Origin of the sequence: Clostridium sp., assembly GCF_050717545.1 — a bacterium.
Classification (GTDB): Bacteria; Bacillota; Clostridia; order Clostridiales; family Clostridiaceae; genus Clostridium_AD.
On record NZ_JBOITN010000031.1, the window covers coordinates 71,074 to 86,233 of the forward strand.

A 15,160-nucleotide genomic window follows, 5' to 3' on the forward strand; every position below is an offset into this window, starting at 1 on the left:
TAATTTATGGAGGCATGTTTATTTGGATAATAGAGCACTTATCCCCTTATATTTTAATGAAGGTATGATAAATAACTTGTATACCATTGTAATTGAAGAGTTTGCAGAAATTAAAAGTGAAAGTAGTAGAAAGCTTCTAACTATTAGTACTAATACACCATTATATGAACTTACTTGTGGTAAAATAAGGCAAGGAGACTTAAATGTTCAACTTTTAAATGAATTTACATCACAGAAAATAGAAGAAAGGGTATCGATAGTAATAACAATATTGTCCAGATTAAAAAACATATTAAATCAGCAGACTATGTTAAAAATTATAAACGATGACACGGATATAAAAACCATAAAGGAATTCGATTTTGTTCAGTTTACGGGGCAATTATATAAAAATCCAGTCCTGGAATATATAGAAGATATAATTAGAGTTATGGAAATGCAATTAGCATTCTCACCTGAACCCGCAGAAAGTGTTGATGAAAGTCAGGAATATAAAGTTAAAAGGCAAGTTTTAAAAATTTTAAAAGAAGATATGTTGCTTTGCAAAGCTGAAAAATGTATAAAATATATTAGCGGTACTATAGGTAATAGCAATACAAAAGTTATAGTACCTTTAGATATAAAACATATGGCTGATAATTTGGATTATATTGAAGGTGCAAGAATAACTGTTCTTGGAAAGGTAGTTAAAATTCCAAAGGAAAATGAAATTAATAACAATAGTTTGCTAAGCGGCACATATTTTGATTATTTAGATGAGGAGTATTTTATGGAATTTAAAAATAGATTTCTAAAAGATACAAATTTAATTAGTGATTATGATTCAAAGCAATTAGAAGTTAATGAACCTATAATTGAGATTATACCTATAGCAATGTATATTTAGAATCACAAATAAAGGGTGATTATAATGACTAAAGATAATAATAGTTTAAAAGACTTTATTTTTATACCAAGTAATGTAAGAATAATTTTAGAAACACTTGGAAATAATGGATATGAAGCTTATATTGTGGGTGGAAGTGTACGTGATTTTGTAATTGGGACATCTTTGCCTAATGATTATGATATAACTACTAATGCCCTGCCAGAAGAAGTTATTAAAATGTTCAATAAAACTATCCCCACAGGTATAAAACATGGAACTGTTACTGTTATGATAAATGGTGATGGTTATGAAATTACAACTTACAGAATAGATGGTCAATATTTAGACAATAGAAGGCCTGAAGTTGTTACTTTTGTTTCAAGTTTAAAAGAGGACTTAGCTAGAAGGGATTTTACCATAAATGCTTTAGCTTTTAACGAGGGAAATGGACTTGTAGATTATTTCGGTGGTGAAATAGATATAAAAGAAAGAATAATTAGGGCTGTTGGTGAGCCTAATAAAAGGTTTAAGGAAGATGCGCTAAGAATGCTTAGGGCTATTCGTTTTGCGTCTTCCCTAGATTTTGATATAGAAGAAAAAACTATGATTGCTATAAAAGTAAATTATAAGCTTATAGTAAACGTAAGTAATGAAAGAATTAGAGATGAACTTTGTAAAATGTTGGTGTCTAATAATGTGGCAAAAGCTTTACTGTTACTTGAAGAGACTAAGTTATTAGAGGTTATATTACCAGAACTTCAATTACAAGTAGGGTTTGATCAACGTAACCCTCATCATGATAAAGATATATTTAATCATACTTTATCTGTTGTGGAGAAATGCCCACCAAAACTTAATTTGAGACTAGCGGCATTATTACATGACATATCTAAACCAGAGTGTTTTACTATGGACAAAGAGGGCATAGGACATTTTTATGGTCATGATAAAAGAGGTTTTAAATTATCTGGGAAAATACTTAGACGTCTTAGATTTGATAACCAAAGTATAAGTGAAATTAGTGTTTTGGTAAAGGAACATATGAACGTACTAATAAAGCCAACAGATGCCAGCATAAAACGGCTTATTAATAGAACTGGCATGGATTTAATAGAAGATCTTTTTAACTTACAAAGAGCAGATGCTTTAAGCTCGTGCCTGCCAGAAATAAGAATACAGCAGATTGCTAAAGTAGAAGAAGAAACTATGGCGTTTTTACAATCTAATGTTCCACTATGTATAAAGGAACTTGATGTAGACGGCAAAGATTTAATAAAAGAATTTTCACTAAGGCAAGGAAAAGAAATAGGTGATATGCTTAAATTTCTTTTAGATAAAGTATTAGAAAATCCGGCAATTAACACTAAAAAGCAACTTATAGCTATAATTCATAAAGAATATATTAAATAAAAGTTGGAAAAGCATATATTACGATTAATACATTCACTTGGTTAAGAAGTTCTAAAGCTCGATTCAATCCATTATACGTAATATATGCTTTGAATTTAATATTCATAAAATACTAACTCTCAACTATAAAAAAAGTTATCTACCTTGTTTTGAAAGTTGGGTCCTATAGATAGTTATTATTTGAAAATAGTAAGAATAAATTCTTCACCTATTTCTTCAAGTAAAGGTTCTTTATTTCCCTTATTTTTCATTGTTTTTAAAATCATAGGGATTCCTCTTCCAAGCTGGTCAATGTATCTCATATTCTCCATATACTTAACCAAAAATGGATTTCGAGCATAAGATACACCTATTTTCATTTTCTCTATTGTTACCGTATTAGGGAGCCTTCCTGGGCTACGAAATTCTATTCTATCATCAAACATAAAAAACCTGATTTTGGATCCGTAAATACTATAATTTCTATGCACTAGTGAATTAATTATAGATTCCCTTAATACTAAAATAGGATATTCTTCTTCTTCAACTCTTAGTAAACCACTGATTTTTGAAGGGGTCATCATATTATTCTTTAAAACAACTAAAAGCTGTTCTGCTATATCCTGAATTCTACCTATTATTACCTTCTTATCTATCAATTCATCTGTAATATCATTACCTTTAAAATGGGCAAAACTAACCCCGTTTTGTGGTAAATATTTTTCAGGATTTTTACCAAATACCAAAAGTCCACCAACAGAACATACTACTTTAGCATCTTTTTCTTTAAGTATATCAGCATTTATAAGAATTCGTTCAATTGTTTCCTTTTCTTCTTCATAAAGGTCAAAAGTATTGTACATTATAAAATAATCTCTGATTATATCTATATTTAAATCCTTTATAGAAGTTTCTTCAATAGGTGAAATATCAAAATGTAATGCACCATTTGCTTCAAAAAGTCTTAGTAGTTCTTCCCTGGATGCTATTCTTTTTGTTGTTCCAACTCTAACATAATATTTATGGTCAACTGTATAATATGGTTTATTTAATCCTTTAGGTATATTAATTATAGAAATTCTTTTATCAGATAATATAATTTCATTATATATAGGAATTATATTAGGTATGCAATTATTTCTGCATATATTCATAATTTTTTCTTCAATATTATTATCTCTAACTCCTATTATATTACAATTATCATCTATACCAATAAGTATTATTCCACCTTCAGAATTTGCAAATGCAACTATTTCTTCTGCTAAGTCTTTTACCTTAATGTTCTCTTCTTTAAATTCAATATATGAATTTTCTCCATTATTGATAATTTCAATTAATTCATTTTTAGTCATTTTTACACCAACTTTCATATTCTATTTAAATTATACTCCTATTTTACCATACAATTTAAAATTATTTAATACAGTTTCTAATAACGTATGAAAGATATTGAGATAATATCTTTGAATAACTTTTATATTTGATCCAAGAAAAATTAATTTTAAGATTAGGTTCACCTATTAGAAAGAAAATTAAGATATTTCAACAATAAAAAGTGATATGAAAATGAATATAAAGTAAATATATAAAAAAAATTTTACGATTACTTATTATAAAAACTTGGTATAAAACATCAACTTAGGCACAAAATAATAAGGCACATTAAAACAAATAACATAATAGCCTTTTATTTATTTGAATGTGACTATTACATGAAAGAAGGTGCGTCTATGAAAACTAATGAGATAATTACCGTACTAGATGAAAATGGTGAAAAAGTAGATTTAGAATTAATTGATGCTATTAAGGTGGACGGAACTGATTATGTTATAGTTGGTCCTAAGGATTCAGATGAGGCATATGCCTATAAGTCAGTTCAAGTTAATGGCGAAATAGAGTACACCTCAATAGGACAAGGAGCGGAGTTTAAAAAGGTATTACAAAAGTTTAGCGAGAAATAATACATGATGGTCGAAGATGATAATTCAAATAAATTATAAGCAATGTGATAATAAGAAATCAGGAGGTTTTTAATATGATGGATAAAAAGCAAGCTAAAAAGAAAAATTTACGTAATTATATTAAGAAGGACACAAAGTCTCAAAACCAAACTTCTGCTCCAAATCAAATTATTCAATCTATTGAAGAAAGTGCATATAATGATAGTGTTTTTACAACTAATAAAAGTGAGTATTACGGTAATAAATCAGAATAATTTAAATGAAAAAAATTAGTAAAAAGAGCAAGTACTTGTTATATAAGCTATGATAATATATAGTTTATATAAGGTTACTTGCTCTTTTATTATAATTAAAAAGTATAGAAAAAATAGAAATAGTGAAAAATATAAATAAAAATAATAAACGAAAGGAATTATATATGGAAAAAACATTTCAAGAATTTGAAAGACATCTAATGGAAGATGAGACACCATCTACATATTTCAATAAAGTTATAAATGATAAAAGCATATATCAACAGTATCCATATACACTAATAAGGAACTTAGTGGATACGCCTCAATCACCATTACATCATCCAGAAGGTAATGTATGGAAACATACGTTACTAGTTATAGATAATGCAGCAAAAGTAAAACACCTTAGTGAAAATACTAGGGCATTTATGTGGGCAGCATTACTTCACGATTTAGGTAAAGCACCTACTACAAAAGTGAAAAAAGGGAAAATAACATCTTATGGCCATGATAAGGTAGGAGCGGAGATTGTCAAAATATTTTTGGAGGCACTTACTGAGGACTCACTGTTAATTAAACAAGTTATAGCATTAGTTAGATGGCATATGCAAACTCTTTTTGTAACTAAAGATTTGCCTTTTGCAGATGTAAATAAAATGACTAAAGATATATCCATTAAAGAAATCGCATTGTTATCAGAGTGTGATAGGCTAGGTAGAGGTGAAATGAATGAAGATAAAATCAAGGATGAGAAGGGAAATATTGAAGCTTTCATTAGAATATGTGAAGAAAAGATGTCTTTAAAATAATCAATATAAATAAAAGGATATATCTTATATATAATTTAAGAAAAGTCTCATACAAAGCTAAAGAAGGTTATTAAAGAAAAGACGTATAGAAAAATACTCTAAGATGTCTTATTTTATTAGAAATTTGTATGTTATACTTAGAGGGTATTAATCAAGGATATTTGTTTAATGCAAAAGAACCCACGACTTTTAGCGTGGTCGAGGGCAGGACTCGGTAGGAGATGAGTATAGTGATGTATGAAGGGATAGTATATAGACCACCTAGTGAGGCAAATAGTCTTATTGTGCAGGTAACGATTGGGTGCTCGCATAATGGATGTACTTTTTGCGCTATGTATAAGGATAAGAAGTTTAGAATACGTGATATAGAAGATATTATGGCAGATCTTGCGCAGGCTAAATTAGATTATGGGAATGTTAAGAAGATATTTTTGGCTGATGGAGATGCTTTGGTTCTAGAAACTAGTAAATTAAAATTAATTTTATTAAAAATAAAAGAATTATTTCCCGGGTGCGAAAGAGTAGGAATTTATGCTACAACTAATGATATTATAGCAAAATCATTAGAGGAGCTTCGAGAACTTAAGGATCTGGGTGTTGGAATCTTGTATCTTGGAGTTGAGTCTGGTAGTGATGAAATATTAAAGAGTATAAATAAGGATGTAACAGCAGCAAGGATGGTTATGGCAGGTAAAAAAGTAAAAGAAAGTGGAATAAAGTTATCCGTAACCCTTATCTCAGGTATAGGAGGCAGGTCGAAAATTAGTGAAAATGCTATAGAATCTTCAAAACTTATAAGTGCTATAGATCCAGATTATGTGGGTTTTTTAACTTTAATGTTAGAGCCAGGTACTCCTATATATGAAGATATACAAAATGGTAAATTTGATGTGTTAACTCCAGAAGAAATTATGAGGGAACTAAGAGAGTTTTTGCAAAATATAGAAGTTTCAAATTGCATTTTTAGGAGCAATCATGCATCAAATTATGTGGCGCTTTCTGGAACTTTGCCTTGGAATAAGAATCAATTAATAGAGAATATTGACCTTGCACTTAAAGGAAAAGATAGGTATAAACCAGAGGAATACAGAAGATTATAATATTATGAATAATATTCCTCGTAATTTTATAAAACAAAAAGGTGTGAATAGTTATGAAGGAAAAAATTCTTAAGCTACTTAAAGAGAGCTCAAATGAATTTGTATCTGGTCAGAAAATTAGTGAGGAGTTAGGAGTTAGTCGCGCGGCTATCTGGAAACATATAAATGTAATTAAAGAGGAAGGTTATGAAATTCAAGCGATTTCAAGAAAGGGCTACAAGGTAATATCATCGCCGGATATACTTACATTTGAGGAGATTAGGAATTTTATAAATACGAAATATATAGGTCAAAATATTTTACACTATGATTCCATAGGGTCAACAAATTCTAAAGCAAAAGAGCTTGCAGAGGCTGGGTGTGCTCATGGCACTGTTGTAATAAGTGAGGAGCAAACATCAGGTCGTGGAAGGCTCGGGCGAAATTGGGTGTCTCCAAAATATAAGGGTATATGGATGTCCATAATACTTAGGCCAAACATAACTACGCAAAACGCTTCTCAAATAACTTTAATTGGTGCTGCCGCTGCTCAAAAGGCTATCATGAAAATGGGAGTTAAAACTAGTATTAAGTGGCCTAATGATATTGTTATTAATGGTAAAAAGGTATGTGGCATATTAACAGAAATGAGTGGAGAAATAGATCATATTAATTATTTAGTTATGGGAATTGGAATTAATGTAAATCTTGACGCAGAGGATATACCAACGGAGCTAAAAGATGTGGCAACATCACTTAAGCTTGAGAGTGGAAAATTCATGGACAGGAAGTTACTCGTAGCTAATATATTAAATATATTTGAAGAACTATACTATGATTTTGTAGAAAATGGAAATATAAAAGAAACTATAGATGTTTGTAGAAAAAACTCTATGCTTTTAGGCAAGGAAATACAATTAGTTAGTAGAGGAGAAATCAGAATAGCTAAAGCAATAAGTATAAGTGACGCAGGAGAATTACTTGTTGAAAACGAGCAAGGAATCATAGAATATATCGTCTCAGGAGAGGTTTCTATTAGAGGGATGTATGGTTATAGCAAATAAAATAATATTTAGGTTATTAAGGTATAATATGGTGTTCAATAAGTAAATAATATAGTATAAATCTATATTTTATATAGACAGTTTAGCTATATTAACGTTATAATATGGGTACTAAGGTTGAAAGGGGAATCATCATGGAAGAAAATAAGATTATAACAATGTTAGATGAAGATGGAGAAAAAATTGATTTTGAATTAATTGAAATCATTGAATTAGATGAGAATAAATATGCTTTATTAGCTCCTATTGGAGAAGAAGATGATGCTTTTGTTTATAAAATTGAATTGGTAGACGGTAAAGAACAATATATTGCAGTAGAAGATGAAGAAGAATTTGAAAGCGTACTTGAAGAATACAATTCAACTTTTGAAGAATAAAAACCAAACCAATAAACCTTTGAGGTTTATTGGTTTTTCGTTATTAGCATAAAAAATAAAAAGATTAAATGGCTTAGGATATGTAGCTGTTTTAATAAATCTAGGAGGTATAAATTTGAATCTAGTACAAATTGATATGGAAGCACTTATAGAAACAATAGCTCATGTTGATGACAATTTGGGAAAAAGTTTTTTAGATGTTGTTACTGGTGAGGTTATATATATTCCTACAGAAGTAAGTTTAGCATTAGAAAGTGGAACTTTAAAAGAAGATTACTTTGATAGTTGGTTAAAAGAATTTGTAAGCAAGGCAATACTTATTAACGAAGATGAGATTAATAGATATTTGAGTACTCCTCTCATAGATGAGAGTTTTTATATAAAAGCCATGAATGAGTATGTTGATAAAATAGATAGTGAACCTGATTTAAAACTAGAATTACAAAATGCATTAGAAAGCGCGGAACCAATAAAAAAATTCAAACATATACTAATGGATAAACAAGATGAAGAGCATGAAGGAAAAGCTAGTGGAGATGAAAATAATTCATCTGAAACAGATAAGTGGTATAAATATGAAGATAGCTGTATAGAGAAATTTGTTAGAGCATGGCTCACGTTTAATGATATAGAATTAAAGTATTTAAATTAAATTATAAAAGGGCAAGCAATTTATGGAGGTATGTACATGTTAGTATATGAAGTAATAATAAGGCTTGCGCTTGCAGTTGTAGTTGGTGGTTTAATTGGATATGAGAGAGAATTTAAAAACAGGCCAGCTGGTTTTAGGACACATATTTTAGTGTGTTTAGGGGCGGCAATTACCTCAATGATACAATTATATTCAATTCAAGAAACAACAAATATGATAATTCAACATCCAGAACTTCAAACAGCAATGAAAGTAGATATTGGTCGGCTCGGATCGCAAGTTATAACAGGAGTTGGATTTCTAGGTGCTGGGACTATTATACATGATAAGGGATCTATAAAAGGTCTTACCACGGCAGCAAGCATATGGACTGTGGCATGTATTGGGCTTGCGGTAGGACTCGGGTACTACACTCTGAGTATACTCTCAACTATATTTATTTTTATAGTATTGGTATTTCTTAAGTCTTTTGAAGATAGGTTCTTTAAAAATACTAATATACTTAAATTGGAAATTCAATATATTAATAAGAAAGACATGGTAGAGAAATTGGAACAGTATTTTGAAGGTATGAGTATAAAGGTTAAGAATATAGAATTTTTAATTGATGATGAGGAAGATGAGAATCTAGAGTACAGTACTACAATGTATACAATTTTGGCACCAAGGCATATTAAGAGCAGTGTAATTGTGCAAAAATTATGCGCTTTTGAAGAAATAATTAAAGCTACGTTATTATAATCAGTAATATTGCATGTATATAAGACAGATTTCTATTATCAAGATAAAAGTTTACGTAAAAAAAAGATCACTTACGAATAAGTGATCTTTTTTTTATGCGCTAAATTTATCTTCTAGATTTAGCAACTTCAATATTTACTCTTCTACTGTTTAACTTCTTACCTGAACTATTGTTTAAAATAGAATCAACTAAGTTTGAAGGAACATCTAAGAATGAGAATTTATCTAAAATATCGATACGGCCAAGCTCATTTTTATTAAGGTTAGCAGTTTCACATAAGAAAGATATAATATCTTTAGTCATAACTTCGTCCATTCGTCCTATAGATAAGAATAATCTAACTGTATTAGTTATTGGTGTAGTTGAAGAATCATCTGCATAGTTATAGTTAACTTCTTTATCAAAAATAATTTTAATTAAAGAAGCAGCTACATCTTCAGCACCGAATTCTTTTATAAGATTATGCCCAAGTGGAAGGAAGTTCTCATATAAGTTTTCTTCTAGAACTAATTTTATAGAATCCATAATAGTTTCAGATTTTGCTGCAAAAATATCTGTTATAGTAGGTACAGTTTTTTTAGCGATAACACTTTTAGTGTCACGTTCAATTTGTCTTATTGAAGATGCTTCACGTCTTGTTATAAGACTATAAGCAGTACCCTCTTTACCAGCTCTACCAGTTCTTCCAATTCTATGTATATAAGATTCGCTATCTTGTGGTAAATCATAATTTATTACATGAGTTACATCATCAACGTCAATTCCTCTTGCAGCTACATCAGTTGCAATTAAGTAGTTTAAGTTACCATCTTTAAATTTCTTTAAAGTGTTCATTCTTTGACTTTGTTTCATATCTCCATGCATACCTTCTACTGTATAACCTCTAGGTTGTAATGCATCAACTAATTCATCTACACCTTTTTTAGTTTTACAAAATAGTATGCAAGTTTTAGGAGCATCAACGTCAAGAATTCTGCATAATGATTCAAACTTGTTTTTTGAATTTACTTCATAATAATATTGCTTAGTTTTAGAAACAGTTAAAGATTTCTTTTCTATTGCAATAATTTTTGTTTCAGGATGCATATACTTTTTTGACAATATTTTAATAGCTCTTGGCATAGTAGCTGAAAAAAGTAATGTCTGTCTATCTTCACTTAAATTGCTTATAATGCTTTCAATATCTTCAATAAAACCCATGTTAAGCATTTCGTCAGCTTCATCTAAAACAAGAAATTTAGCATTTGCGAGCTTTAAAGTACCTTTTCTAATATGGTCTAGTAATCGTCCTGGAGTTCCAACAACGATATCTACGCCTCTTTTTAAAGCAGAGATTTGTCTATCAATAGATTGACCACCATATATTGGTAATATCTTAATTCTTTCATGCTTTGCAATACGGGAAAGTTCTTCTGAAACTTGAACAGCAAGTTCTCTTGTAGGAGACATTATTATTGCTTGGACTTTACCATTCGATTTTTCCATTAAGCTTAAAATAGGTGCACCAAAGGCTAATGTTTTACCAGTTCCTGTTTGAGCCTGACCTATAATATCAAAGCCTTCAAGTACAACTGGAATAGCTTTTGTTTGAATATCAGATGGATATTCAAATTTTAGATCTTGTATAGCGTGTAGTACGGATTCATTCAGTCCTAGTTCATCAAATTTAAGTTTTTCAATTGTTTTGGTCATTAAAATTCCTCTTTCTTCTCATAAAATATCAAATACATCTATTATTACAAATTATATACAAAATAAATATTAAACTTAAAAAGCAATTTAAATTGCTTTTTAAAAATTATCTAAAAAAGTTCCTCAAAATTGAGTTCTTCTCAATAATATAAATAAGCGGTAATCCAATTCCATAACAGCAAACTAATTCTCCCCACGCAACTTGCAGCATGCAAGCTAAAAGGGGCATGTTCTTAACATATAAAAGCTTTAATAGTATGCCAATAACAAGGGCATTAACTACTACAGCCGGTAACGGAGCAAGTATTCTTTTAAATCTTAGTTTGCTTTTACCAATATAGTAAGTTAAAATCGCGGCTATAAGTGTTGCAAGGGAACCGAAAATCATATCCATAATACCTAATGGACTTATGATATTAGATACTATACAACCAATTAGCAGCCCAGGTATAGAAAAGGATGCAAAGAAAGGTAAAATAGTAAGTCCTTCAGCAACACGATATTGAACAACTCCAAAGCTGAAAAACGATAAGCTTAGAGTTAAAGCTACATAAATTGCAGCTACCATTGCTGCAAAAACAATATTTCTTGTTTTTGCAGACATAGTTCCTTCATTTAATTTAATATTCATTTTTGCGCCTCCATAGTTTTGTTTTAAGACAGGATGGTCACGAACTGTCTATGAGTATTTGACTCGAATCTTAATTTTACTCTATATTTAGCAAATAGTCAATAGAATTTTTGTATTTTCTTAAAAATTTGTAGGAAATTGCCGAAGGATAAACTCTAATTTAACTCTGGTTTTAAATCAATTAATAATATAGTCTAAAATAGTTAAAAGTGTGATATAGTTAAAATATATATGCTTTTTGTTTTCTTATATATAGGAACTCATTTTTAAAAGCTATAAATTTTGATAACAAAGTTTTTGGTTAAAGGAGAATATTATGATGAGTAAAGAAATTTTTGATACAAAACAAACTAAGCTCAGTAATGGAATCAAACTTATTACTATTAAAAAGGATAGTCAAATTGCAGCAGTTCATGCTGGAATCAATATAGGTTCACTTTTTGAAGAAAAAAATGAAAAGGGAATAGCACACTTTATAGAACATATGCTTTTTAAGGGTACAAATGATAGATCAAATGAAAAGCTAAATAGTGATCTAGAGAATTTGGGTGGGGAATATAATGCATATACTGATTTTAACTGCACCGTATACAGCGCTACGATTTTAAATGAAGAGTTAGAAAACGCATTAGAACTCTTAGGTGACATGCTTTTAAATTCAATATTTCCAGTTGATGAGATTGAAAAGGAAAGGGGGGTAATTCTCGCAGAAATAAGAACAATCAATGATGACATTGAAGACTTAAGTTTTAAAAGAGTTAATGAAGTTGCATTTAAAGATAGTCCACTTAGGGATGATACTATTGGTAGTGAAAGTATAATAAAAAAGGTTACAAAAAAACAGCTTGTTAATTTTTACAATAAATATTATGTTCCTAACAATGCTTTTATATCGATTGTATCCCCATTTGAACATAAAGAAATAATAAATATTATTAATAAGTATTTTGGAGATTGGGAGCAGAAGGAATTTGAAAAGAAAAAAATAGTTGTTGAGCAGCATCAATTTATAAAGAAAGTATCATATAAAAAAGAAATTGAGCAAAGTACTATACTTTACTTATATACATTTAATGGATTATCTAAAGATGAGGAATTAGCGCTCAGAATTTTAAATTATAAATTTGGAGAAAGTGCTAATTCAATATTATTTAGAGAACTTCGTGAAGAAAGAGGATTATCATACGATGTCTATACTCATTTAGATACTTCTAATAATGTTAAGACATTATATATTTACACATCAGTTGCGCAGAAAGATGTAGATGAGGCAATTAAGGTAATTGATACTGCTATAAATGATATTGCAAGTGAGAAAATAGTTTTTGATGATAATACAATAGCTTTAATGAAAAAGATAATGAAAACTGCAATAGCTTCAACCCTAGAGGACTCTACAGATCTTGCAAGTTATGTAATTCATCAGGCTATGGATGGTGAAGATATATACCAATTTACTGATGATATGAAGAATATGGGAAATGTTAAAAGTGAAGATTTATATAATGTGTCAAGAAAAGTGTTACAAAAGCCAACGATCCATATATTTTTACCAGAAAAGAGTGTGTAATATTGAACAAGTTAATATTAAATAGTGTTATAACAAAAATTGAATTCCAAAAGAAAAACAAAAGTAGAGTTAACATCTATATGGATGATGAATATGCTTTTGCTTGTGACGCTGAGCTTGTGTATATTCATAATATAACTAAAGGTAGAGTCATGGACAAAGAGAGTTTAGAGAATATAGCTAATGAAGATAATTATATTAAAGGAAAAACAGTTGCGCTTCATTTTTTAGAAAGAAGTTACAAATCCTCTAAACAAGTAATTGATAAATTAGCTATGAAGGAATTTGACGAAAAAACTATAGATAGAGTAGTAAAGTTTTTAAATGAGTATGATTTCATTAACGATAAGAAGTTTGTTGAAATGTATATAAAAGAAAAAGTTAATTCTGCTGGAAAAAACAAAATTAAGTTTGCTCTATTAAAAAAATCACTTCCAAAAGAGCTAATTATCCAAGGTTTAAGTACAATAACTAATGAGGAGCAACTACAAGTAGCTATAAAACTGGGTCGAAAAAAGTTTGTTACTTTATCTAAAAGTGAAAAAGATTATAGAAAACTTTATAAAAAGTTATCAGATTATTTACAACGTAGTGGATATGATTTTGATATAATTAAGCAGGTACTAAATGAAATCACGGACAATGATAATGATGAGAAAATGAGTCAGGTAAGTTCTCTTGTTGATACATCAGAGGAGGATTATCAAAGAATGTACGCGCTTGCTAGCAGACGATATAACATATTAATTAAGTCGGAGAAACAGAAGGTAAAGATGTATAAAAAGTTAGGAGACTACCTTTTAAGAAGAGGGTTTAAATGGGATCAAATTAAAAAAGCATTAAGAGAGCTAGTTAATGGTGAAGAAGACAGTTATGATGGAGATGTGACTAATGAAAGTAGGTGGTAGGTTTGTTTAAGCAACCTGTAAGTTTAATTTTATTATTATTGTTTGTATATCCAATAATAATGGGGTTTATATATAAATTCTCATCTGAACATTTAAAAGGAGCTATTGAAGGGATTTTTCAAAGTATTTCTTTTTTAATTTCATTGTGTTTAGGTATTTTTTACACTAAAAAGGTGTTTATAACCCATGATGAAGGTATGTATGAAAAAATATATAGCAGTATTCCAATAGATATTATGGGATTTATTAATAGCAAACCATTAGTTATTTATGTACTGCTTATGCCACTTGTTATACTAATAATTTACAGCATAATAAATTCTGTTGTGAGGTTTATTAGTCGCATTACGTTTTATCCTTTGCTTGATGGGATAGAGACTAGTTTAAGGAATAAAAGCGTTATTTTTAAAAGGATTATGGGCGCAGTATTTCAAGTTCCTAAGTCAATATGTTATGTAATTGTTATTACTTTTGTATTGAATTTTTTGTCGCTTTTAAATGTAACAGCTACATACAATAAGTATTTGGAAGAATCACAAGTATATAGCTTTATATCCAAAGAAGTAGTGATTCCACTTACTAATTCAACTCTAGCAAAACAGCTTCCTAATGTTGTTAATAACTCCTTTAAAATTGTAGTAAAGGATGCATCAACTTTGCAACCAAATTCTTTAAACAATCAAAAAGGCATAGTTTATTACAATGGGGTTACACTTGAAGAGGCGGTTAAATCCAATGATGAAATAGACAAATTTGCAGTTGACCTTGCAAAAAATAAAAGCAAAACAGTAGATAAGGCAAGAACTATTTATAACTGGGTAGGTAGTGAGGTAGCGTATAGTGATGAAAAAGCAAATAGAGTATTAAATAATGATTTAGAGGTAAAATCAGGGGCAATACCCACTTTTAACTCGAGAACTGGAATATGTTTTGATTATGCATCTCTTTATGTTGCAATGTGTAAAGCTAATAATATAAAGGTAAGAATTATAACAGGACAAGGATTTAACGGAAGTAGTTGGGTTAGTCATGCTTGGAATCAAGTATATATCGAAAGCAACAATACGTGGATTAATGTAGATCCTACATTTTTAATTGGGGGGGATTATTTTAATACGCAAAGATTTGATATAGACCATAAGCAAGAAAGTATAGCTGGAGAATGGTAAAAGAGCTCCC

Annotated in this window: 16 protein-coding genes; 13 read left to right on the plus strand and 3 right to left on the minus strand. The window is 29.5% G+C overall.

The features are described 5' to 3' along the window. Nucleotides 1–22 precede the first annotated feature (22 nt). Complete coding sequence (locus ACREVX_RS08960; protein WP_431543842.1) at nucleotides 23–886, plus strand: DUF6414 family protein; 864 nt, start codon at nucleotides 23–25, stop codon at nucleotides 884–886. A gap of 24 nt (nucleotides 887–910) precedes the next feature. Further along, nucleotides 911–2,278: a CCA tRNA nucleotidyltransferase gene (locus ACREVX_RS08965; protein WP_431543843.1), complete on the plus strand. Its 1,368-nt coding sequence runs from the start codon at nucleotides 911–913 to the stop codon at nucleotides 2,276–2,278. A 176-nt stretch (nucleotides 2,279–2,454) separates the two neighbouring features. Here ACREVX_RS08965 and ACREVX_RS08970 read toward each other — a convergent pair whose 3' ends face one another. Then, nucleotides 2,455–3,612 carry an RNA-binding domain-containing protein gene (locus ACREVX_RS08970; RefSeq protein ID WP_431543844.1) on the minus strand — a complete coding sequence of 386 codons (1,158 nt, stop codon included), beginning with the start codon at nucleotides 3,610–3,612 and terminating at the stop codon, nucleotides 2,455–2,457. 378 nt (nucleotides 3,613–3,990) lie between these two features. On the opposite strand from ACREVX_RS08970, the gene ACREVX_RS08975 reads away from it, so the two are divergent. The 8 genes from ACREVX_RS08975 (at nucleotide 3,991) to ACREVX_RS09010 (ending at nucleotide 9,179) form a co-directional block, all read left to right on the plus strand. Continuing rightward, on the plus strand, nucleotides 3,991–4,221 hold the full coding sequence (locus ACREVX_RS08975; RefSeq protein ID WP_431543845.1) for a DUF1292 domain-containing protein: 231 nt from the start codon (nucleotides 3,991–3,993) through the stop codon (nucleotides 4,219–4,221). A 74-nt stretch (nucleotides 4,222–4,295) separates the two neighbouring features. Further along, the gene (locus ACREVX_RS08980; RefSeq protein WP_431543846.1) at nucleotides 4,296–4,475 is read left to right on the plus strand and encodes a hypothetical protein; all 180 of its coding nucleotides are present in this window, start codon (nucleotides 4,296–4,298) and stop codon (nucleotides 4,473–4,475) included. A gap of 164 nt (nucleotides 4,476–4,639) precedes the next feature. Beyond that, nucleotides 4,640–5,266 (plus strand): HDIG domain-containing metalloprotein, encoded by a 627-nt coding sequence (locus ACREVX_RS08985; protein WP_431543847.1) that lies wholly within the window; start codon nucleotides 4,640–4,642, stop codon nucleotides 5,264–5,266. A 230-nt stretch (nucleotides 5,267–5,496) separates the two neighbouring features. After that, nucleotides 5,497–6,366, plus strand: a complete 870-nt coding sequence (locus tag ACREVX_RS08990; protein ID WP_431543917.1) for a radical SAM protein — start codon at nucleotides 5,497–5,499, stop codon at nucleotides 6,364–6,366. 53 nt (nucleotides 6,367–6,419) lie between these two features. Beyond that, complete coding sequence (locus ACREVX_RS08995; protein WP_431543848.1) at nucleotides 6,420–7,409, plus strand: biotin--[acetyl-CoA-carboxylase] ligase; 990 nt, start codon at nucleotides 6,420–6,422, stop codon at nucleotides 7,407–7,409. A 104-nt stretch (nucleotides 7,410–7,513) separates the two neighbouring features. Then, on the plus strand, nucleotides 7,514–7,786 hold the full coding sequence (locus tag ACREVX_RS09000; protein WP_431543849.1) for a DUF1292 domain-containing protein: 273 nt from the start codon (nucleotides 7,514–7,516) through the stop codon (nucleotides 7,784–7,786). 115 nt (nucleotides 7,787–7,901) lie between these two features. Next, on the plus strand, nucleotides 7,902–8,438 hold the full coding sequence (locus tag ACREVX_RS09005; protein ID WP_431543850.1) for a UPF0158 family protein: 537 nt from the start codon (nucleotides 7,902–7,904) through the stop codon (nucleotides 8,436–8,438). Nucleotides 8,439–8,474: 36 nt separating this feature from the next. Continuing rightward, nucleotides 8,475–9,179: an MgtC/SapB family protein gene (locus ACREVX_RS09010; protein WP_431543851.1), complete on the plus strand. Its 705-nt coding sequence runs from the start codon at nucleotides 8,475–8,477 to the stop codon at nucleotides 9,177–9,179. Between the two features lie 106 nt (nucleotides 9,180–9,285). Here the strand turns inward: ACREVX_RS09010 and ACREVX_RS09015 are convergent, their stop codons facing one another. Beyond that, a complete protein-coding gene (locus tag ACREVX_RS09015; RefSeq protein WP_431543918.1) occupies nucleotides 9,286–10,860 on the minus strand; it encodes a DEAD/DEAH box helicase in 1,575 nt (524 codons plus the stop codon). Between the two features lie 118 nt (nucleotides 10,861–10,978). Next, nucleotides 10,979–11,503 (minus strand): QueT transporter family protein, encoded by a 525-nt coding sequence (locus ACREVX_RS09020; RefSeq protein ID WP_431543852.1) that lies wholly within the window; start codon nucleotides 11,501–11,503, stop codon nucleotides 10,979–10,981. Between the two features lie 319 nt (nucleotides 11,504–11,822). On the opposite strand from ACREVX_RS09020, the gene ACREVX_RS09025 reads away from it, so the two are divergent. Genes ACREVX_RS09025 through ACREVX_RS09035 form a run of 3 tightly spaced genes read left to right on the plus strand, consistent with a single transcriptional unit; the run spans nucleotide 11,823 to nucleotide 15,150 of the window. Continuing rightward, nucleotides 11,823–13,073 carry a M16 family metallopeptidase gene (locus ACREVX_RS09025; protein ID WP_431543919.1) on the plus strand — a complete coding sequence of 417 codons (1,251 nt, stop codon included), beginning with the start codon at nucleotides 11,823–11,825 and terminating at the stop codon, nucleotides 13,071–13,073. A gap of 2 nt (nucleotides 13,074–13,075) precedes the next feature. Next, nucleotides 13,076–13,981, plus strand: coding sequence for a recombination regulator RecX (gene recX / locus ACREVX_RS09030; RefSeq protein ID WP_431543853.1), 906 nt, complete (start codon nucleotides 13,076–13,078; stop codon nucleotides 13,979–13,981). Nucleotides 13,982–14,040: 59 nt separating this feature from the next. Beyond that, nucleotides 14,041–15,150: a transglutaminase-like domain-containing protein gene (locus ACREVX_RS09035; protein WP_431543920.1), complete on the plus strand. Its 1,110-nt coding sequence runs from the start codon at nucleotides 14,041–14,043 to the stop codon at nucleotides 15,148–15,150. Nucleotides 15,151–15,160: the final 10 nt, after the last annotated feature.